The organism is Actinoplanes sp. NPDC051861 (assembly GCF_040681145.1).
Taxonomy (GTDB): domain Bacteria; phylum Actinomycetota; class Actinomycetes; order Mycobacteriales; family Micromonosporaceae; genus Actinoplanes.
In genome coordinates this window covers 569407-588589 of record NZ_JBFAYE010000003.1, presented here as the reverse complement: position 1 = coordinate 588589, position 19183 = coordinate 569407, and the positions used below count along the sequence as shown (strand labels likewise).

At 68.6% G+C, this 19183-nt stretch carries 19 protein-coding genes; 10 read left to right on the top strand and 9 right to left on the bottom strand.

Annotated elements, in window-relative coordinates:
* Nucleotides 1–406: 406 nt before the first annotated feature.
* Entirely contained in the window at nucleotides 407–1789 is a 1383-nt protein-coding gene (locus AB0M02_RS13515; RefSeq protein ID WP_364225688.1) for a hypothetical protein, read from the bottom strand.
* Nucleotides 1790–1950: 161 nt separating this feature from the next.
* Here AB0M02_RS13515 and AB0M02_RS13510 point away from each other — a divergent pair, with 161 nt between their 5' ends.
* On the top strand, nucleotides 1951–3081 hold the full coding sequence (locus tag AB0M02_RS13510) for a histidine kinase (protein WP_364225685.1): 1131 nt from the start codon (nucleotides 1951–1953) through the stop codon (nucleotides 3079–3081).
* On the top strand, nucleotides 3078–3779 hold the full coding sequence (locus AB0M02_RS13505) for a response regulator transcription factor (RefSeq protein WP_364225682.1): 702 nt from the start codon (nucleotides 3078–3080) through the stop codon (nucleotides 3777–3779). Before AB0M02_RS13510 ends, AB0M02_RS13505 begins: the two co-directional genes overlap by 4 nt.
* On the opposite strand, the gene AB0M02_RS13500 is transcribed toward AB0M02_RS13505, so the two are convergent.
* The 8 genes from AB0M02_RS13500 to AB0M02_RS13465 form a co-directional block, all read right to left on the bottom strand.
* Nucleotides 3758–4303 carry a vitamin K epoxide reductase family protein gene (locus AB0M02_RS13500; RefSeq protein WP_364226074.1) on the bottom strand — a complete coding sequence of 182 codons (546 nt, stop codon included), beginning with the start codon at nucleotides 4301–4303 and terminating at the stop codon, nucleotides 3758–3760. The two genes, AB0M02_RS13505 and AB0M02_RS13500, sit on opposite strands and share 22 nt — an antisense overlap.
* 35 nt (nucleotides 4304–4338) lie before the next feature.
* On the bottom strand, nucleotides 4339–5067 hold the full coding sequence (locus AB0M02_RS13495; protein ID WP_364225679.1) for a thioredoxin domain-containing protein: 729 nt from the start codon (nucleotides 5065–5067) through the stop codon (nucleotides 4339–4341).
* A gap of 148 nt (nucleotides 5068–5215) precedes the next feature.
* A complete protein-coding gene (locus AB0M02_RS13490) occupies nucleotides 5216–5620 on the bottom strand; it encodes a hypothetical protein (RefSeq protein ID WP_364225676.1) in 405 nt (134 codons plus the stop codon).
* 226 nt (nucleotides 5621–5846) lie between these two features.
* Nucleotides 5847–7091, bottom strand: a complete 1245-nt coding sequence (gene mshC, locus AB0M02_RS13485) for a cysteine--1-D-myo-inosityl 2-amino-2-deoxy-alpha-D-glucopyranoside ligase (RefSeq protein WP_364225673.1) — start codon at nucleotides 7089–7091, stop codon at nucleotides 5847–5849.
* A gap of 56 nt (nucleotides 7092–7147) precedes the next feature.
* Nucleotides 7148–7942 carry an SCO1664 family protein gene (locus tag AB0M02_RS13480; RefSeq protein WP_364226071.1) on the bottom strand — a complete coding sequence of 265 codons (795 nt, stop codon included), beginning with the start codon at nucleotides 7940–7942 and terminating at the stop codon, nucleotides 7148–7150.
* A 17-nt stretch (nucleotides 7943–7959) separates the two neighbouring features.
* Entirely contained in the window at nucleotides 7960–8553 is a 594-nt protein-coding gene (locus AB0M02_RS13475; RefSeq protein ID WP_364225670.1) for a DUF3090 domain-containing protein, read from the bottom strand.
* A 110-nt stretch (nucleotides 8554–8663) separates the two neighbouring features.
* The gene (locus AB0M02_RS13470; protein ID WP_364225667.1) at nucleotides 8664–9356 is read right to left on the bottom strand and encodes a histidine phosphatase family protein; all 693 of its coding nucleotides are present in this window, start codon (nucleotides 9354–9356) and stop codon (nucleotides 8664–8666) included.
* Entirely contained in the window at nucleotides 9357–10409 is a 1053-nt protein-coding gene (locus tag AB0M02_RS13465; protein WP_364225664.1) for an LLM class F420-dependent oxidoreductase, read from the bottom strand.
* 132 nt (nucleotides 10410–10541) lie between these two features.
* Here AB0M02_RS13465 and AB0M02_RS13460 point away from each other — a divergent pair, with 132 nt between their 5' ends.
* The 8 genes from AB0M02_RS13460 to AB0M02_RS13425 all read left to right on the top strand — a co-directional run bounded on the left by AB0M02_RS13460 (nucleotide 10542) and on the right by AB0M02_RS13425 (nucleotide 19178).
* Nucleotides 10542–11537, top strand: a complete 996-nt coding sequence (locus AB0M02_RS13460) for an aldo/keto reductase (protein ID WP_364225662.1) — start codon at nucleotides 10542–10544, stop codon at nucleotides 11535–11537.
* On the top strand, nucleotides 11534–12664 hold the full coding sequence (locus AB0M02_RS13455; protein ID WP_364225660.1) for a histidine kinase: 1131 nt from the start codon (nucleotides 11534–11536) through the stop codon (nucleotides 12662–12664). The genes AB0M02_RS13460 and AB0M02_RS13455 overlap by 4 nt, the downstream gene beginning before the upstream one ends.
* Nucleotides 12661–13302: a response regulator transcription factor gene (locus AB0M02_RS13450; RefSeq protein WP_364225657.1), complete on the top strand. Its 642-nt coding sequence runs from the start codon at nucleotides 12661–12663 to the stop codon at nucleotides 13300–13302. The genes AB0M02_RS13455 and AB0M02_RS13450 overlap by 4 nt, the downstream gene beginning before the upstream one ends.
* A gap of 64 nt (nucleotides 13303–13366) precedes the next feature.
* Nucleotides 13367–14473, top strand: coding sequence for a hypothetical protein (locus AB0M02_RS13445; protein WP_364225654.1), 1107 nt, complete (start codon nucleotides 13367–13369; stop codon nucleotides 14471–14473).
* Nucleotides 14474–15796: 1323 nt separating this feature from the next.
* Nucleotides 15797–16033 (top strand): HNH endonuclease signature motif containing protein, encoded by a 237-nt coding sequence (locus tag AB0M02_RS13440; RefSeq protein ID WP_364225651.1) that lies wholly within the window; start codon nucleotides 15797–15799, stop codon nucleotides 16031–16033.
* Nucleotides 16034–17225: 1192 nt separating this feature from the next.
* Nucleotides 17226–17396 carry a hypothetical protein gene (locus AB0M02_RS13435; protein ID WP_364225648.1) on the top strand — a complete coding sequence of 57 codons (171 nt, stop codon included), beginning with the start codon at nucleotides 17226–17228 and terminating at the stop codon, nucleotides 17394–17396.
* Between the two features lie 3 nt (nucleotides 17397–17399).
* Nucleotides 17400–17900, top strand: coding sequence for an HK97 family phage prohead protease (locus tag AB0M02_RS13430; RefSeq protein ID WP_364225645.1), 501 nt, complete (start codon nucleotides 17400–17402; stop codon nucleotides 17898–17900).
* 108 nt (nucleotides 17901–18008) lie between these two features.
* Nucleotides 18009–19178: a phage major capsid protein gene (locus AB0M02_RS13425; protein ID WP_364225642.1), complete on the top strand. Its 1170-nt coding sequence runs from the start codon at nucleotides 18009–18011 to the stop codon at nucleotides 19176–19178.
* Nucleotides 19179–19183: the final 5 nt, after the last annotated feature.

Genomic DNA, 19183 nt, shown 5'->3' with positions numbered 1-19183 from the left:
ATCGCGCTCCCCACGTCGCCCCACGTCGCCCCCCGTCGCGCTCCCCACGTCGTGCTCCCCTCCGTCGGGCTCCCTCGGTCGCGCTCCCCTCGGTCGCGTTCCCCACGTCGTGCTCCCTCGGAAGGCGAATGGAGCGGGCCGGCCAGACAGTGAGCGTGCCGCGCCCAGGTGGCCCGCCGCCGGAAGGCCACGCCGAGCGGGTAGGCCGCGCCGCTCGGCGTGCCACGCCCGTGGGCCGCGCCGGCCGGACACGCCGGGTGGGAGGGCCACGCCAACGGGACGCACCCTGAGGGACGCACCCGGCGGGACGCACCCGGCGGGACGCACCCGGACGGGCCGGTGGGATGGGCCGGCGGGACGGGCCGGTGGGATGGGCCGGCGGGACGGGCCGGTGGGTCGGGGGTGGTCAGGCTGTGGTGGGGGTGGCTGTGGGTGAGTTCGGGACGGCCTCACCCACAGCCGGGCGCCGGAAGTCGCGGGCCATCAGCGCGAAGCCCGCGAGGAGCAGCAACGGGCCGGTCACGCCGATCGGGCCGAGGCCGGCGACCAGGAACGCGACGATCCCGGCTGTGGAGAGGGCGGCGGTCCACCAGCGAGTGGCGCCCGCTACGGCGGCGCCGATCGGGACGGCGATCAGGCCGAGGAGGGTCAGGGCCATGCCGGGTAGCGCCCAGCCGAACGTGAACGCCGCCAGACCGCCCATCGTCTCGCTCACCTTCTCGGCTGTGGCGGGGTCGAGGGCCTGGCGGGCGGCCAGATCGGCGCTGTCACCCACCATCAGCCCGCTGAAGTTGATCAGCGCAAGCACCGTGACCCCCGCGGCAACCCCGGTGAACCGAGCCGCCCGGGAAGCACTCCGGTCCGGGCCTCCGAAGGAGGGAACCACGCCACCCGAGGAAGAAGCCGCGCCGGCCCCGCCGGTGGAGGCCTCGAGCCCGGACGAACGGATCGTCTGGGCGGCGATCATCAGCACGGCCGGGACGAACAGGACCCAGGCGTAGTGCAGGAACAGCGCACTGACCTGTGTCAACACCGGACTTGCCACACTGTCCGCGACGTCACCGGACCAGTCCGGGACCGTGGCCATTCCCGCCGCGAACGTGAGCGGCGCCGCGTACATCGAAAAGAGGCCGAAGCGGCGACGGAAGGTCCCGAAAGTGTCAGGTTCCGAAGGCGCAGCCGAGGCCGGATCGAGCAGGCTGCGTGCGGCGAACGTGTAGGCGACCGTCATGACGACCGGGCCGAGCAGGCAGAGCGGCACCGGTGAGATGGCGAACGCCAGGTAGAGCGCCATGCCCGCCAGCGCCCCGGCCGCGACACGCCAGCTGATGACGCCGGCGCGGGCGGCCGCGATCGGGGTGAGTATCAGCGACAGGGCCCAGCCGGCGAGACCGGGCCACTGCCAGCCGGCGACGGTCACGCTGAGTGCCAGGAAGCGCTCGTCGACGACCTGGACCCGCGCGTCCGGCAGGGTCTGCTCCAGGGCGAGCAGGAAGAAGTCGTTGGCCATCAGCGCGGAGAAAGTGATCAGGCCGAAGATCACCGCGAGCCAGGCGATGCGCGCGAGCACGGCGCCGCGGCGCCGGATGGGGGTCAGAAGACCGAGCAGACCGGGTACGAACAGAGCCCACGCCCAATGCAGCAGGAGTGAATGGGCCTGGACCGCGTCCGGATGTTGCCGATAGATGCCATATCCCTGATCGTCGCCGAGTGCCGGGTCCACCCCGGTCGCCACCGCCAGCAGGATCGGCGCGGCCACCAGGCTCGCGGCCGCTGCTTTACGCCACATCGTCGTTTGTCCCCTCGTTGTCGAACGTCGGCGGGAACGTTACGAACGGCCGGCCGCGGCGTCGCCCGCATGCGGAGTGATCGGCTCTCCCCCGCGAGGCGGACGGGCCGTCATCCTCGGGGTGGGTTCGGGCGAGGGCGCCGGGGCCGTAGGTTCGACCCGTGTTGAGGCGACAACTCAGGCGGATCCGGCGCTCGGACGTGGCGGTGACCGCGGGATTCGTGGCTTTCGCCCTGCTCGAGGAGCTCCTGATCGACATGCCGGGCGCCTGGTGGCCGCTCGCGCTGACCGGTTTCGCCCTGCTGATCCTGGTGCGCCGGCTGATCCCGCTGCTCGCCATGATCCCGAACGCGCTGAGCGTCGTGGACCTGTTCTACGTCGAGGCGACGATCGCCGGTGAGCAGACGGTCAACTTCCGGCTGTGGCAGGTGGTCTCGATGATCATCTGCGCGTACACGGTGGGGCGCTGGGTGCCGCCGGTCGACCGCCGGGGCGCCCTGGGCGTGGCCACGATCGTCTTCACGGTGGCGACCTACTACCGGTTCAACCCGCAGGACCCGATGATCGACATCTTCATACCCGTGTCGCCGTACGTCCTAGGGGTGGTCGTCTCGTTCCAGGCGCGCCGGCTGGCCGAGGCGGCGGGCATTCAGGCGTCGTTCCGGGAGCGGCAGGCGCGCGAGGCCGTGATGGAGGAGCGTGTCCGGATCGCCCGGGAGCTGCACGACATGGTGGCGCACAGCGTGACCGTCATGGTGATCCAGGCCGGGGTCGTGCGGCGGCGCCTGGACGCGGGACTTCCCGTGGACGGTCAACTGCTGGAGAGCATCGAGTCGTCGGGGCGGGACGCGGTGACGGAGTTGCGCCGTACGCTCGGACTGCTGCGCGGTGACGGCTCCGCGCAGGCACCGGCCGGGCTGGACGGACTGGACGACCTGGTCGGGCAGGTACGCGAGGCCGGCCTCAAACTGCGGGTCACCAGGCTCGGCGACCCGGTGCCGCTGCTGCCGGCCGTCGACCTGTCGGCGTACCGGATCGTCCAGGAGGCGCTGACCAACGTGCTGAAACACGCGCAGGCCACGACGGCCGAGCTGACGGTGGCGTACCGGGAGGACGGCCTGCACCTCGGCGTGGTCAACGACGGCCCGGTCCTCGCGCCGGCCGGCGGTGGCGGTCAGGGCCTGATCGGGATGCGGGAACGCGTCACGCTGTTCGGCGGCGACCTGACCGCGGGCCCCCGGGAAGCGGGCGGCTTCGCGATCGAGGCCCGTCTCCCGGTGGCGGGCCGATGAACGAGGCAGGCGCAGACAGCCCCGCGAAGATCAGTGTCGTGATCGCCGACGACCAGCGGATGCTGCGCGCCGGCCTCCGCATGGTGATCGAGACCGAGCCCGACATGAACGTCATCGGCGAGGCGAGCGACGGCGCCGAGGCGGTCTCGGTGGCACGGCGCCTGCGGCCCGACGTCGTGCTCATGGACATCGCCATGCCGCGGCAGGACGGCCTGACGGCCACCCGCACCCTGCTGTCCACACCGAACCCGCCCCGGATCATCGTGCTGACCACGTTCGACACTGACGAGAACCTGTACCGGGCGCTGCAGGCCGGCGCCAGCGGCTTCCTGCTGAAGGTCTCCTCCCCGGAACATCTGATCACCGCGATCCGGGTGGTGGCGGCCGGCGAGGCACTGCTCGATCCGGCGGTCACCACCCGGGTCATCTCCGCGTTCGCCGGGCGCCCCGGACCGGTCCCGCCGCCCGAGCTCAACGATCTGACGCCCCGCGAGATCGACGTCCTGCGACTGATGGCCCGCGGCATGTCGAACGGGGAGATCGCCGCCGCGCTCACCGTCGGCGAGGCGACAGTAAAGACACATGTGGCGCGGGTCCTGATGAAGCTCGACCTGCGGGACCGGGTGCAGGCGGTGGTCTACGCATACGAGTCCGGGCTGATCCGGGCCGGCGGCGGTCAGAGCAGCGTCCGCCAGTAGTCCCAGAACCGGACGCCGATCAGCCCGGCGAGCAGCAGCAGCCAGGCGACGGGCACGGCAGTGTGGACCCGGGCCAGCACACCACCGACGTTGTGCACCGTGACATAGGTGAAGATCAAGATCATAACAACCCAAACCGCCATACAGTACGGGCAAAGCGCACCGATCCTGTACAGACTCTGGAACGCCAACCAGTGCACGAAGCCGACCCCGAACAGCGCGCCCGCCTGCATCCCCAGCCACCACCACCGCGGCAACCTCGCGCCGGCCAGCAACGCCGCACCGGTGGCCACCACGACCGGGAACGCCGCCACACCGATCAGCGGGTTCGGAAAGCCGAACACCTCGGCCTGCCCGGTCGTCATGACCGACCCGCACGACAGGATCGGGTTGATCGAGCAGCTAGGCCGGTACCCGGGGTCCTTCAGCAGCGCGAACTTCTCCACCGCCAGCACGAACGCCGCGAGCGCCCCGACCAGCCCGGCGCACAGGAGAACCCACCCGACCAGCCGGCCGGAAAGCACCGGCCGATCGGTGAGCTCCCGGTCAAGCGTCGCCGTCACTTCGCGAGCGCGGCGTCGATGGCGGCCTTGAGCGGCCCGTAGCGGGCCTTCCCGGCGAACGGCTCACCGTTGACGAAGAAACTCGGCGTCCCGGTCAACCCGAGTTGCGTGCCGTCGCTGACGTCCGTCTTGACCCGGGCCCTGACCTCCGCGCTCCGCACGTCCTTCTTGAAGCGGTCGACGTCCAGTCCGATCCCCTCGGCGTACTTCTCGAACGTCGCGGTCTGCGGCTCTCGCTTTCCCGCCCAGGCGGCCTGGTTGTCGAACAGCGTCTTGTACATCTGCTCGAGCTTGCCCTGCCGGGCGGCGGCCTCCGCCGCATACGCCGCGTTCTGAGCATTGGGATGGATTTTGAGGGGGAAGTACCGGATCACGAAAGCGACACGGTCGCGGTACTCGCCGCGCAATTTCTCAATGTCGGCATAAGCGGCCCTGCAGCCGCCGCACTCGAAGTCGAGAAATTCGACAACGGTGACTTCCGGCGCCGTGGCGCCGGTGGAAAGGCGGTTGCTGTCGGTGCGCATCACTTCCGCGCGGCCCACGTGCGGGCCTCCCTGGAAGTTGATGACGACTACTACCAGAACAGCGACCAGGGCGGTGACCAGAATGCCCAAAGTCACCTTGAGATTAGTACTGATGCCGGTCCTGCGCAGCTGACCGGCGGCTTTGGCGGCGCTCGCCCGGGCCGACTCCACGTTGCTTGGCGGCGTCTTGGTTCTACTCACCGGCGGGGACTCCTCTTCAGCTGATTGCCTACGTGGAGTAACGATCCGAACACCGTAGAGTAATGGACATACCCGGACAAACGTCAGACCCGGAGTGCCTGAGCACTCCGGGTCCGAAGGTAGGAAGGCCTCAGTTCGGGCCGTTTTCCTAGTAGTCGGTCTCGACCGCTTCGACCTCTTCGTAGACCGGCGGGGTGTAGTCGCCGTAGCCGCCACCCAGGACGTGACCCAGCAGGTCCACGTTCACGTTGTTGCCGCTCAGGTAGCCGGAGTTGCCCACGCTGTACTGGCCGGTGTTGATGACCCGGGTGCCGCCGCCATAGATGCGGTTGCGACGGTTGCTGTTGACGTAGACGACGTCGTCGTTGCAGTCGTCGTAGTCGTAGATGCCGCCGTTGTCGTAGCAGCAGTCGTTGTCACTCTGGACGTAGACGACCTCGTCGTCGTAGCCGCAGCAACCGCCACTCGGAGCCGCCGTGGCCGGGCCGGCCATCGCGAGGCTCGCGCCAGTCGCGAGCAGAAGACCGCCAAGGTACAGGGCCGTACGACGCATGATATTTCCTTTCGGACGTTTGGTGTGTCGAAGAAGAGTCTGCCCAAATCGCTGGCAAAAATCTGGGAATTTCCGGCGAGAACATACAACTAGGCAGGATTTATTGGTATTCGCCCGCGACCCGGCAATCGGGGGTTAAGGTCTCGCGGGGCGCCCGCTTCTCTCGTGCGGAATAGACGCGAAAATGCCCCCGTCCGCAACGCGGCCGGGGGCATTTAGTCGGACCTTACAAACGCACTCCGAGCAGGGCGTTCACGGTCCGGGCCATCAACTCGGGCGAATCGGGGTCATCACCCGCCCCGGACAGTGCCGCCTCGGCCCACGCGTCCACCAGGGCCAACACGCCCGGCGTGTCGAGATCGTCGTGCAATGCCTCGCGTACCGCGCCCAGCAGCCCGAGCCCGGACGGCCCGGACGGCGCCGCCGCCGCCTCGCGCCACCGCGCCAGCCGCTGCAGACCCGCCTTGAGCACCTCGTCCGTCCAGTCCCGGTCGGTGCGGTAGTGGCCGGAGAGCAGGCCCAGCCGCACCGCCATCGGGTCGACGCCGTCGCCGCGCAGGCGCGACACGAACACCAGGTTGCCGCGGGACTTCGACATCTTCTCGCCGTCGAGCCCGATCATCCCGGCGTGCGTGTAGTGCCGGGCGAACGGCGCCGCGCCGGTGAGCACCTCGGCGTGCGCCGCCGAGCACTCGTGGTGCGGGTAGAGCAGGTCGCTGCCGCCGCCCTGCACGTCGATCGTGTCGCCGAGCAGGTCGAGGGCGATCGTCGCGCACTCGATGTGCCAGCCGGGACGCCCCGGCCCGAGGTCGCCGCCGTCCCAGACCGGCTCGCCCTCGCGGGCACCGCGCCACAGCAGCGGGTCGAGCGGGTCGCGCTTGCCCGCACGGTCGGGGTCGCCACCGCGCTCGGCGGAGAGGGTGAGCATCTCCTCGCGGGACAGGTGGGACTCGTAGCCGAAGCGGGGCGCCGCGGAGATGTCGAAGTAGACGTCGCCGGTGCCGTCCTCGAGGCGGTAGGCGGCGTCCCGGGCGACCAGGTCGAGGACGTGGGCGACGATCTTCGGGATCGACTCCACCGCGCCCACGTAGTGCGCCGGCGGGATCATCCGCAGCGCCTCCATGTCCTCACGGAACAGCGCCGTCTCCCGCATCGCCAGGACCACCCAGTCCTCGCCGTCGCGGGCCGCCCGCTCCAGGAGCGGGTCGTCGATGTCGGTGACGTTCTGCACATATGCCACGTCGTGCCCGGAGTCCCGCCACGACCGGTTGACCAGGTCGAACGCGATCATCGTCGCCGCGTGGCCGAGGTGGGTGGCGTCGTAGGGCGTGATGCCGCAGACATACATCGTCGCGGTCGAACCCGGCGTGCTGGGCTGCACCGAACCGCGCGCCGTGTCGTAGAGCCGCAGCGGTGTGCGGTCCGGCGTGTCCGGCAGGCTGGGGATCTCGTGCCCGGTCCAAGCATCCATGGTCGGAGCCTATCCAGCGGGTGTCCGCCGGAGACCGGGCGCGTGATCTAAACCTCTCAGATCGGCGGCCAGGGAATGGCCGGCCAGTCCGTCGGCGGCTGCGGAAAGCGGCACGCCCGCAACAACCGTTTCACCCGCAGCCCGACATGCTGCACCTCGGAGACGGTCAGGTGGTCCTCGAGGGCGGCGCCGAGCGTGTTCCGGAGCTCCCCCGACAGCCGGGTGAGCACCTCGACGGCGTCGTCCGGCAGGGGTTTGCCGGTCCAGCCCCAGAGGACGGTCCGCAGTTTGTTCTCCACGTGGAAGCTCACCCCGTGGTCGACGCCGTGCACCGAGCCGGTCGCCGGGTACAGCACGTGGCCGCCCTTGCGATCCGCGTTGTTGATCACGGCGTCGAAGATCGCCAGGCGGGCGAGCCGAGGGTCGTCCGCGTGGGCCAGGGCGTAGGCGTCGCCGTCGTCGTCCCGCGCCGCCGCCACGGGAAACCAGCCCTCCGGCACGTCATAAGCCGGGACGAAGCCGATCAATGACGAGGCGGAGTCGGGCTCGTCGATCCACAGCTGCAGCGCGCCGGGGCCGAGCGGGCCGTCCCGCAGGATCGTCGGCGGCACCAGGTCCCACCCGGTGGCGCGGGAGACCAGGTAGGCCGAGACCTCGCGCCCGGCCAGGGTGCCGTCCGGGAAGTCCCAGAGCGGCCGCTCACCGCGCACCGGCTTGTAGACGCAGCGCCGGGTCAGTCCACCGAGGCTGATCTCGGCACGCAGTGTGGTGTTCGACGCGTCGACAAGGCGGCCCTCGATCTCGATCCGGCCTCGTCCGAGCAGCTCGAGGGCGTCCGCCTCGGCAAGCACAGCGGTGGGCTCTGCCGTCACCGGTGGTAACCGTTGTGCCGGGGGCAGAGATGACCGGCCGGGTCGAGCGGCTGGCCGCAGAGCGGGCACGGCGGACGGCCGGCGGCCACCACGCGGCGGGCCCGGTCGATGAACGCGCGGGTCGCCTCGGGGGTCAGCCGGACCCGCAGCCGGTCCAGGTCGTCGTCCGGCTCGTCGTCGTCCTCGTCGTCGGTCTCGTCCTCGTCGTCGCCGAGCGGGCCGCCGGAGAGGTCCACCTCGGGCTCACCGGCCTCGATCGCCTCGATCACGACGGTGCCGGTGTCCACGTCGAAGGCCAGGCCCAGGGTGCCGACCCGGAACTCCTCGTCGACCGGGCTGTCGAGAGGCTCGTTGTCGTGCACGGTCGGCAGGGAGGCCTCGGGCAGGTCGACGCCGAACCGCTTGTTCGCCTCGAGGAGAAGCTCCTCCAGCTTCTCGGCGAGCAGCGACACCTGAACCTTCTCCAGCGCGACGCTGATCACCCGGCCGCCACCGCGCGCCTGGAGGTAGAACGTGCGGTCCCCCGGCTCGCCCACCGTCCCGGCGACGAACCGCTCGGGCGGCTCGAAGGCATGCACTTGGTGGGTCATGGGGACAACCCTAACCATGACGACGCCCGATCGCGCGGGTCACCGTTGCCGGTTCGCCGAGGGCGCAAAGGGGCACACGCTGCGGCGATGCACCGATCACGCTGCGTGCATCACACCCCGCCGCCGGCACCCCCGCCCACTGCCGCGTCACTCTCCGCGGCGGGCTCCCGGTCCTCCTTCTTGGGGGGTACGAGCGACCCCAGCTCACCGGTCTCGTTGAGCCGGACCAGGAACGGGCGGGTCGGTGTGTACCGGATCACCGTGATCGATGCCGGGTCGGCCACGATCCGCTGGAACTCGTCGAGGTGAAGTCCCAGCGCGTCGGCCGCGATGGCTTTGATCACATCGCCGTGGCTGCAGGCCAGCCAGATCGCGTCCGGGCCATGCTCGGCGGTCACCCGGGCGTCCCAGCCGCGGATCGACGCGACCGCGCGGGCCGACATCGCGGCCATCGCCTCACCGTTGGGGAACACCGCGGCGCTGGGGTGCTGCTGGACCACCGGCCACAGCGGCTCCTTGGCCAGCTCCTTGAGCGGCCGGCCCTCCCAGTCGCCGTACCCGCACTCGATCAGGCCGTCGTCGGTCACCGGGGTGACGCCCGGCACCGCGAGTTCGAGGGTCTGCCGGCAGCGGATCAGCGGGCTGGTCACCACGGCGGCGAGGGGCAGGACGCCCAGCCGCTCACCGACGCGGGCCGCCTGGGCGCGCCCGGTCTCGTCGAGCTCCACGGGCTGCCGGCCGGCCAGGCCACCGGACGCGTTCGCGGTGGTACGGCCGTGCCGCAGCAGCAGGACGGTCGCCACTCAGTCCGCCAGGCCGGTCTCGTCGAGGGCCTCGGCGACGACCCGCAGCGTCGTGATGCCGCCCTCCAGATCACCCACGTACGGGCTGATCGACAGCGTGCCGACGCCGGCCGCCGCGTATTCCCGGAGGCGCTGCTTGACCTGTTCCTTGGTGCCGATGATCGAGGTGCGCTCGATGAACTCCTGCGGCACCGCCTCGGCCGCCTCGGCCACCTGCCTGCTCAGGTAGAGGTCCTGGACGCGCTTGGCCTCGTCGGCGTAACCCATCCGGACCGCGAGCGCGTTGTAGAAGTTCTGCTCGCGGCTGCCCATCCCGCCGATGTAGAGCGCCGCGTACCACCGGATGACGTCGGCGCAGGCGGCCGGGTCGTCGCCGAGCACGACCGGCACGGTCGGCGCCACGTCGAAGCCGTCCATGGTCAGTCCGCGCTTCTCACGCCCGCGGGCGATGTGCGCGAGGTGCTCCCCGGCCGCGTCCGGCGCGAAGAAGATGGCCAGCCAGCCGTCGGCGATCTCACCGGCGAGCTCCAGGTTCCTCGGCCCGACCGCGGCCAGGTAGATCGGGATCTCCTCCCGGGGCGGGTGGAAGCCGAGCTTGATGGCCTTGCCCGCGCCGTCCGGCAACGGGAGCGTGTAGTGCTCGCCGTCGTAGGAGACGGGCTTGCGGGCCAGCGCCATCCGGACGATGTCCACGTACTCCCGGGTGCGGGCGAGCGGCTTGGCGAACCGGACGCCGTGCCAGCCCTCGGAGACCTGCGGGCCGGAGACGCCGAGGCCGAGCCGGAACCGGCCGCCGGAGAGCGTGTCGACGGTGGCGGCCGTCATCGCGGTCATCGCCGGCGTGCGTGCCGGGATCTGCATGACGGCCGGGCCGAGGTCGATCCGCTCGGTCTGGCCGGCGATCCAGGCGAGCATGCTGACGGCGTCCGACCCGTACGCCTCCGCGGTCCAGACCACCGAGTAGCCGAGCCGGTCCGCTTCCCGGGCCATCGCGAGATGATCGGCGGGTGTGCTCCACGCCGTCTGATAGCCGAGGCTGAGTCCGAGCCGCACGTGCCCTCCCGAGATCTTGTGTTCGCCTGCAAGCGTACTGATCGGCTACTGGCGGGTTTCGGTCCGGTAACCGACGCAGCACACAGGCCCGTGAGCATTTCGCGGACGAAGCACTCTGAATAAGGTTCACTCATGCATCAGCGACCGCTCGGCCGAAGCGGGCTAGCGGTTTCGCGGCTCGCTCTCGGCACCATGACCTGGGGACGGGACACCGACCCGGACGACGCGGCCGACCAGCTGAAGATCTTTCTCGAGGCCGGCGGGACGCTGATCGACACCGCGGACGTGTACGGCGACGGCGACGCCGAGGCCGTGATCGGCTCGCTGCTGGACCACCTGGTCCCCCGCGACGAGGTGGTGATCGCCACCAAGGCCGGCCTCACCCCGCACCGGTACCGTCCCCGCGACGCCTCCCGGGGCAACCTGCTGCGCTCCCTCGACGCCTCGCTGCGGCGGCTCGGCACCGACTACGTCGACCTGTGGCAGGTGCACGGATACGACGCGCAGACCCCGTTCGAGGAGACCATGGCCGCGCTGGACCACGCGGTGAACAGCGGCCGGGTCCGCTACGCCGGCGTCTCCAACTTCGCCGCCTGGCAGACCACCCGCGCGGCGACGTGGCAGTCCGCCTATCCGGGACGGGCCCCGATCGTCGCGGCCCAGATGGAGTATTCGCTGGTCGAACGCGGTATCGAGCGGGAGCTGCTGCCGGCCGCGGCGACGCTGGGCTTCGGCATACTCGCCTGGTCCCCATTGGGCCGGGGAGTGCTCACCGGCAAGTATCGCAACGGCCGTCCGCTCGACTCGCGGGCGGCCTCCGAGCATCTGGCCCCGTTCGTGCAGACCTACCTGGAGCCGCGCAGCTCCAGCATCGTCGAGGCGGTGGTGACCGCGGCGAGCGGCCTGGGCGTCTCCCCGCTCGAGGTGGCCCTGGCCTGGATCCGGGACCGGCCCGGGGTGGCCGCGCCGATCCTGGGCGCCCGGACCGCCGGCCAGCTGCAGGGAGCGCTGCGCAGCGAGCAGCTCACGCTCCCGGCGGAGATCGCCATGGCGCTCGACGACGTGTCCGCGATCGACGTCGGCTACCCGGAGCGCGAGGGCGTCGGTTACCCCCACGGCGACGGATGAGGCGGCTGCTGGGCCCGCTGCTCGACCCCGTCACCTACCGGCGGGCCGTCTTCCTGCTGCTCGGCGGGGTGCTCGCGCTGCCGTACCTGCTGGGCGCCGGCCTGGTCGTCCAGTCGATCACCGAGGGTGACCGCGGCCGGCCCGGCGAGCTGCTGATCCTGGCCATCGTGGCCGGGATCGCGCTGGTGCCGCCGTTCCTCGGCGGCACCCGGGAACTGGAGATCGCGGCGGCCCGGTCGCTGCTCGCCGTCGACCTGCCCGGCCACGACCGGGAACGGTCACCGGAGCTGGAGACCCGGCTGCGGGCCGCCCTCTGGTTCGGTCTGCACCTGCTCACCGGCGCGGCGATCGGCACGCTGATCCTGGTCGCGATGCCGGTCGGCGTGCTCGGCGTGATCGGCGGCGAGAGCCTGGGCACCGGCTGGTGGTGGTACCCCCTCGGTGCGGTGGTGCTGGTCGCCTCGCTCTACGCCACGGCCGGTCTGGGCCGGCTGGCCGCCACGATGGCACCGGTGCTGCTCGGGCCGTCCGCCGCCGAGCGGGAGGCCGACATGCGCGAACGCGAGCGCGGTCTGGCCGAGCGCAACCGCCTCGCCCGCGAGCTGCACGACTCGGTCGGCCACGCGATCACCGCGATCACCCTGCAGGCCGGCGCCGCACGATCCGTCTTCGACCGGGACCCGGACTTCGCCCGGCAGGCGCTCGGCGCGATCGAGGAGGCGGGACGTGCCGCGGCGGCCGAGCTGGACGGTGTGCTCGGCATCCTCCGCGACCAGGGCCCCGGCCTCGACGAGCTGCCCCGGCTCCTGACCGGCCGGGTCCGGGCCGACGTCGGCGAGATCGACGTGCCGCCGAGGGTGTCGAGGGAGGCGTACCGCATCGTGCAGGAGTCACTGACCAACGCCGCCCGGCACGGGACCGGGCCGGCCACGCTGCGCATCCGGCAGGAGGACGATCTGGTGATCGAGGTGACGAACCGGCAGGCGGCATCGGCCGCGCGGGCCGGCGGCGGCAACGGGATCGAGGGCATGCGGGAACGGGTACGACTGCTCGGCGGCACCCTGTCGGCGGGACCCGGGTCCGGCGTCTGGACGGTCGTCGCCCGGCTGCCGGTGGAGCGGCCGTGACCGGCGTGCTGATCGCCGACGACGACGCCCTGGTCCGGGCCGGGCTGCGGGCGATCCTCGGCGCGGAGCCTGATCTGGAGGTGCTGGGCGAGGTCACCGACGGCGCCGACGTGGTCCAGGCCGCGATCCGGCTGCGGCCGGACGTCGTTCTCATGGATGTACGCATGCCGAAGCTCGACGGCATCCAGGCCACCCGTCTGCTCCTGGACCGGTTCGGCGCCGGCGCTCCGCGAGTCCTGGTGGTGACGACGTTCGCCAACGACGAGTACGTCTACGAGGCACTGCGCGCCGGGGCGAGCGGATTCCTGCTCAAGCGCGCCCGCCCGGAACAGATCGCCGAGGCCGTACGCGTGGTGGCGCAGGGTGACTCGCTGCTGTTCCCGGAGGCGGTGCGGCGGCTCGCGGCGTCCTACGGGCGGCCCGACGGCCGTGTCGGGCGGGCCGACCTGACCGCACGCGAGGCCGAGGTGCTCACGCTGATGGCGGACGGCCTGTCGAACGCCGAGATCGCCGCCCGGCTGGTGCTCGGCGTCGAGACGGTGAAGACGCACGTCGGCAGCATCCTGGCCAAACTCGGGGTGCGCGACCGGACGCAGGCGGTCGTCCTCGCGTACAAAACAGGTTTTGTCTCCCTCTGAAGGGTGACCGGTCCCCCTCCGCCCGGGGATCTCCCGGCGCTGCGCGGCAGCGAGCGTGAGAGGCATGACGAACCGAGCTCAGATCCTGGCGGCCGGATGGGCCGCCGGCTACGGCACCCTCGCCCTGGGATGGGCGATCACCGGACGCGGCTTCCCATTCGGCCCGGCCGACGAACGCGGCGACCTCAGCGCCCTGCGCGCCCTGGAACCCTCCGCCGGCGCCCCGATCTTCGCGGTGGTCCTGCTCCTCGCGGCCGTCGCGCTGATCTTCACCCGTGGCTCCGCCGCACCGCGCGGACCCGTCCGGTACGCCGTCCTCACCTACCTCTGGCTGGTGACCGCCGCCCTGCTGGCCGTGGTGCCGGACGCCCGGCTGCTGACCATCGCCGGATACGCCCCGATGCTGATCATCGGCCTGCCGTTCGGATGGCCGCCGGACGTCGACTACAGCACGGTCTTCACCTGGACGGTCGCGAACCAGGCGATCGCCGCGATCGGCGGCGTGCTGATCGCCCGCGCCGCGCTGACCTGGCAGCGGCGCACCCGAGGCGCCTGCGAGACGTGCGGCCGCGACGGCACCCGGGGCGGCTGGACGTCACCGTCGTCGGCCGCCCGCTGGGGACGGATCGCGGTCTGGATCGCCGCGGCCATCCCGGCCATGTACGCGGTGGTCCGCCTGGCCTGGGCGGCCGGCATCCCGCTCGGCATCTCCGGCGAGTTCCTCGAGGAGATGCAGCGCGAGGGCATCACCGTGGCCGCGGCGGGCCTGGGCGGCTTCGCCCTGGCCGGCGCGATCCTGACCCTGGGCCTGACCCAGCGCTGGGGCGAGGTGTTCCCCCGCTGGATGATCGGCCTGTCCGGCCGCCGCGTCCCGATCCGCCTGGCCACGATCCCGGCGAGCATCGTGGCGGTCCTGGTCGCGTCGGCGTCGATCTCGCTGTACACCGGCGAGGGCTCGGAGGACCTGCTCAGCAACGGGTTGGCCACGGCGCCGGCGCTGTTGTGGCCGCTGTGGAGCGCGGCGCTGGCGGCAGCCACGTACGCCTACCACCTCCGGCGCCGCCCGCGCTGCGAGCAGTGCCACCGCCCGGCCCCGCTCACCGTGGTCCGCGACACGAAAGAACAGGCACCGGCGGGCCTGGTGCGAGAGTCCGGCGCGAGAGCATATTAGATCGCATGGACTACGAATACGCGCCGTCTTAAAAGCAACGGAACGCTACTTCGTAGCCGCCCAACCAAGCCCGTGACCTGCGGTTATCCACGGTTCTTGTCTGTTCGGGTGATGCGCCTAATACGCTATCACATGCCGCCCGATACACACGCCTAACCGGCGTCGATTCGTAGTGCAGCCAACGACCGGCCCTCGTAGCACGGCTTGAGGGTCGGTCACAGTGCGTGTAAACGCTTGGGCCATGTCACAGCGCCAATTCCGCTCACATCTCGGATGGCCGCCAAAACGGTTGTTACGGTCTCCCAGTCAACAGCGAGAGCGCAACGCTCGCAGCGATCAGATCTCATCCGACGATTGATGATTGGGGACGCCTTTGCCCGGAATCGAGTCTACAACGTACGTCCCACCTCCGGAGTGCAGTCACGGCAAACGCGAATTGGTGATGTTCGGCGGATCACCCTATTGGAGATGCGCCCTTCGTTTCGACGGATGTCTCGCGGAGCCTGCAAGGGAAGTTCCACAGCCAAGAGTCGACGCCATCGCCGACGTAGCTGCCGTTCCAGAAATACAAGACAACGCCGGATCGGTTCTCCACGACGAAACGCCAAAACCAAAAGCACCCCGGTCACATAGCCGGACCGAGTGGGAAAAGGCGTTTCTGAACTGTCCCGACGTTCCCAGGATGGCTAAAGCCGTGGGGATGGTTCTTGCCAGCAGAACCGACTACTCGACGGGCCGGAATGCCTGGCCGTCGCAAGCTTGGATGGCCGCATCTTTGGGGTACGTATCAACAGACCCTGTGAGACAGAATCTCGAACTACTACGGGATGACGGCTGGATTTACCGAGACGGCAAGGGCGAGGTTGGGCCAAGTGGATACCGGCCCGACAGGTATCGGCTGACGATTCCGAAGTGCGACCATGCGCACGACGAGTCGGCGTTGCCTCGTGTGCTCAAGTAGGAATCCCTTCCCCAGATGGGATTACCTTACCTATCTACCTTACCGGACTACCGTACCGGTTTACCCTACCTATTTAGCATACCGTTAGACCATACAGGTCTAACGTACCTAATGCATTTGCAGTGAGCTGCAAGCCCCCTAGCAGGGCTTGCACTGGCCGTCGTGGAGAGCAACGGAGCGACAGGCAATAAGTCTCCCAATCGCCGCCAAGCGATTGCGTGGAAACGAAACAACGCCTCCGCACCTACGTCGGCAACAACAATGCTGCGCCTCGGAGGGCACAGCGGAGAGGCGGATAGATACCACTATCAACATGCACCGTATGCAAGACCCCCGTACCCTACGGGGCCTCACGATGCCTAATGCATAAGCCGAAGCGACGTCACGCATTGAGTGCGAGTCGCAGAGGTTACGACTCAACTTATCAACGCAACAGGCGAACGATCCTTGAGGGATCGCCGCTGTGCACCCTATGCCGCCGTAGATCTGCCACGACGGCCGATCACATCGTCCCCCTATCCAAAGGCGGGACGAACGAACTAACCAACCTTCGGCCCTCATGCGGGCCATGCAATTACGCCCGAGGGAATCGGGCGTAGCTGGCCCCGCTATCCGGCCGAAGCCCAGGGGAAGGGGGATCAAAAGGTTGGGACGACCAAGGGGAAGACCCACGTGTTTCAGTTCGCTTGAGTGCGCGCTACAGATGGGACATTGCTGTCCCACATCTGGTTTTAGTGCTCAAACACCTATCCAACGGTGGGACAAACGCCCTTCCAAGTGGGACAGCGTGTCCCACTTTGCCAATAGAAAGGATCAGCAATGGTTTACGAGATGCGGAAGTGCCGCAACTGCGGTGGCGGCCTAGCGTTCTCCGCGAAAGGCCAGAGCCGGGGTGAATACTGCTCTGCCCCGGATTGTCGGCGCGTCCGGGACGCCGAACGGAAGCGGGCACAGAGGGCCGCTAAAAGCGCCCCAGAATCCACTACGACGGCCGAAACGACGGCCGGTGATAGTCCGGACAGGGCCGAACCGATCGGGCCTGTTGTAGCGCCCTGGGAGCAGCAATACCCAACCCACGACGAGATGTGGACGGACGCCATGTTGTCGCGGCCAGGCAATGAGGATTGGTGGTCGATACTGACCGAGGCATCGGCCAGAAATCCCCAGCGGTATCCGCACCTCACGCCGGTGGAGGTGCGCTGATGAAGGGCTACTACTGGTGCAGCACCCACAGGGTCGGCCACTCACACGATGAGCCGACGTGTCCCATGTGGGAGGCGGTCACCCGAGAGAACGAAGTCCGCAACGAGGTGCGGCTAGCTCGCTGGAAGCGGGCACACAACAGGGGCCAGCGTTTCCGGCGTTGTGCGTTCTGTAGGCAGACCTTTGACGCCGGGGCCATACGTGGCCGTGGGCGGCCCCGTGAGACGTGCTCACAGACTTGTGCCGACGCCCGAGAGGTGGAGCGGCGGACGCTCATTCGTAACGGTGTGTTGACGCCGGCCCCTACGCGCAGTAAGCGGGAGCGGCGGCCCCATAGCTGGGTTGACCAGGTGCAGCTACGCACCAGCGGCTATGAGGGACACCGGGTGTCCCCGGAACTTCGGGACTTCCTAGACGCCTTCCCCGATGGCGGCTGGTCCATCACTGATCAGCCGTGACGGATTAATCCGTATAAAGGTGAGGGGGAACTAATCCAGCCCCTCACTCCTTTCTAGATGGTTCGCCCATAACCCCCGGCGCCTTGGAGAAGCGCCGGGGGTTTCTTTCTATCCCCTCCGAGGAGACACCATGACTGACAACCTGACCAATGCGCTTACCGACCTGGACACCGGGGATCTAGAAGCGATGGCTGACGAGTTTTACGCCCGCATGGAAAAGGCGGCCGACACCGGCTCTCCGTACGTGCGGCTTTACGCGGCCCTCTCGGTCGCTGCGATTGACGCCCTGGCGGCGCGATAGGACATGAACTATGAACGTCGGACGCTTCCGTCCGAGCTGGAATCCAGGGCTATTGGTAATGGCCGTCGCCTGATTACCGGGTATGCCTACATCTTTGACGCTCTGTCGGAACCGCTCGGCGGATTTCGAGAACGAATCATGGCAGGCGCCGGGGCTGAAAGCATCGTCGTAGACGACATTCGGGCGCTGTGGGATCACGATCCTAAACTGATTCTAGGTCGCACCACTAGCGGCACCCTGCGCCTAGCAGAGGACAGCCTCGGACTCCATTACGAGGTTGAGGCAGACGAGCGCCAGTCCTACGTTAGGGACCTACTCATTGCCCTTGAGCGTGGCGACGTTTCGCAATCCTCGTTTGGGTTCAGGGCCAATCCTGATGGCGACAGTTGGTCGCTATCGGATGACGGCTATACGCCTCTGCGGTCTGTTCACAGCCTCTCTCTATTTGATGTTAGCCCGGTCACCTACCCGGCCTATTTGTCGAGCACGTCAGCCGCTTACTAGAGCGGAACCAATCAACCGATGCCGGTCCGCTGATGCGGGGCCGGTCTTTTTTGTGCCCAAAAACGGCTTCATCGCAGCCGAGAGGACACCCGTATGACAGGAGTTTGAATGAGCACTTGCCCTATCCCGACCAGTGATGAGCTGCGAACCAAGGCGGCCAAGCTTGCCGACAATCTGACCAAGGTTGCGGCCAATGAGGACCTTCCGGCCGAGATCCGCAGTAATGCTCTCAATGAGCTTTCCGGCGACGTGGTCCAGGCGGCCGAGGAGATCCGCAAAACCGAAGAGGCCGAGACTCGCGCTCTCAATGAGCACTTCGGCGGCCTGACGGCGGCGCGACCGGGTACCGGCCGTGGCAAGTCCGATGACGGCCCCGAGTGGCGTCACCTGGTGCCGACTTTCGATGAGTACCGGGCGCTCATGGCCGAGGGTACCCCGGCACAGGGTGGCTATTCGGTTCCGCAGAAGATCGCTAGCCAGTGGATCGAGAAGCTTCGCAACCGATCGGTTTTCATGTCGGCCCCTGGCCTTAACATGGTCCCGTTCGATAGCGCCTCTTTCCGGATTCCGGCGCAGCTCACGTCGTCGACCCCGTCGGTCGTCGCCGAGGGCGCGACCATTCCCAAGGGTGACATCACCTTTGGCGCGCTCGATTTCAACGCCATCAAGTACGGCAGCATTTATCAGGGCACCTCGGAAATTCTGGAGGATAGTTCTCTGCCGCTTGAGAAGCTTATTGCGGAAACCATGATTGATGACATGGCCGTGAAGGTTGACTTTGACGCTTTCCAAGGAACCGGCGGTACCGCTGGGCTGTTCGGCATTTCATCGACGGCCGCGAGCAACACCACGACCACTCTTTCCGCCGGTAAGACTCTGGTGACGTGGGATGACGTTCTGGACGCCTACATTGCGGTTCTCACCACCGGTCGCACCCCGACCGTTGTGTGGTGCTCTATGGACCAGTACAAGGGCCTTATCAAGAGCCGCGAGAATGGCACCACGGGTGCCTATCTTGCCGGTTCTGTTACTGCTGACCCGATGAGTCAGGCATGGGGCCTGCCGATTCTTCCGTCGGCAAACCTTCCGGTGCGGACCGTCATTGTGGCGGACGCTAGCCGAATCTATGTCGGTGTTCGGCGAGACATTCGCCTGAACCGCAGTGATGAGTACGGCTACGGTGAGGACGTCGTTTCTTGGAAGGGCACCGCTCGCTACGCGGGTATTCGTGTCGCGGAGGCGACCAGCGTTCAGAAGATCGTGGCTGCGGCCAGCTAATCAGA

What these genes read in the sequence shown, in the direction of transcription:
- AB0M02_RS13515 (WP_364225688.1), bottom strand. Translation starts at nt 1,789, where the DNA reads ATGTGGCGTAAAGCAGCGGCCGCGAGCCTGGTGGCCGCGCCGATCCTG.
- AB0M02_RS13505 (WP_364225682.1), top strand. Translation starts at nt 3,078, where the DNA reads ATGAACGAGGCAGGCGCAGACAGCCCCGCGAAGATCAGTGTCGTGATC.
- AB0M02_RS13490 (WP_364225676.1), bottom strand. Translation starts at nt 5,620, where the DNA reads ATGCGTCGTACGGCCCTGTACCTTGGCGGTCTTCTGCTCGCGACTGGC.
- mshC (WP_364225673.1), bottom strand. Translation starts at nt 7,091, where the DNA reads ATGGATGCTTGGACCGGGCACGAGATCCCCAGCCTGCCGGACACGCCG.
- AB0M02_RS13475 (WP_364225670.1), bottom strand. Translation starts at nt 8,553, where the DNA reads ATGACCCACCAAGTGCATGCCTTCGAGCCGCCCGAGCGGTTCGTCGCC.
- AB0M02_RS13460 (WP_364225662.1), top strand. Translation starts at nt 10,542, where the DNA reads ATGCATCAGCGACCGCTCGGCCGAAGCGGGCTAGCGGTTTCGCGGCTC.
- AB0M02_RS13455 (WP_364225660.1), top strand. Translation starts at nt 11,534, where the DNA reads ATGAGGCGGCTGCTGGGCCCGCTGCTCGACCCCGTCACCTACCGGCGG.
- AB0M02_RS13445 (WP_364225654.1), top strand. Translation starts at nt 13,367, where the DNA reads ATGACGAACCGAGCTCAGATCCTGGCGGCCGGATGGGCCGCCGGCTAC.
- AB0M02_RS13440 (WP_364225651.1), top strand. Translation starts at nt 15,797, where the DNA reads ATGCATAAGCCGAAGCGACGTCACGCATTGAGTGCGAGTCGCAGAGGT.
- AB0M02_RS13435 (WP_364225648.1), top strand. Translation starts at nt 17,226, where the DNA reads ATGACTGACAACCTGACCAATGCGCTTACCGACCTGGACACCGGGGAT.
- AB0M02_RS13430 (WP_364225645.1), top strand. Translation starts at nt 17,400, where the DNA reads ATGAACTATGAACGTCGGACGCTTCCGTCCGAGCTGGAATCCAGGGCT.
- AB0M02_RS13425 (WP_364225642.1), top strand. Translation starts at nt 18,009, where the DNA reads ATGAGCACTTGCCCTATCCCGACCAGTGATGAGCTGCGAACCAAGGCG.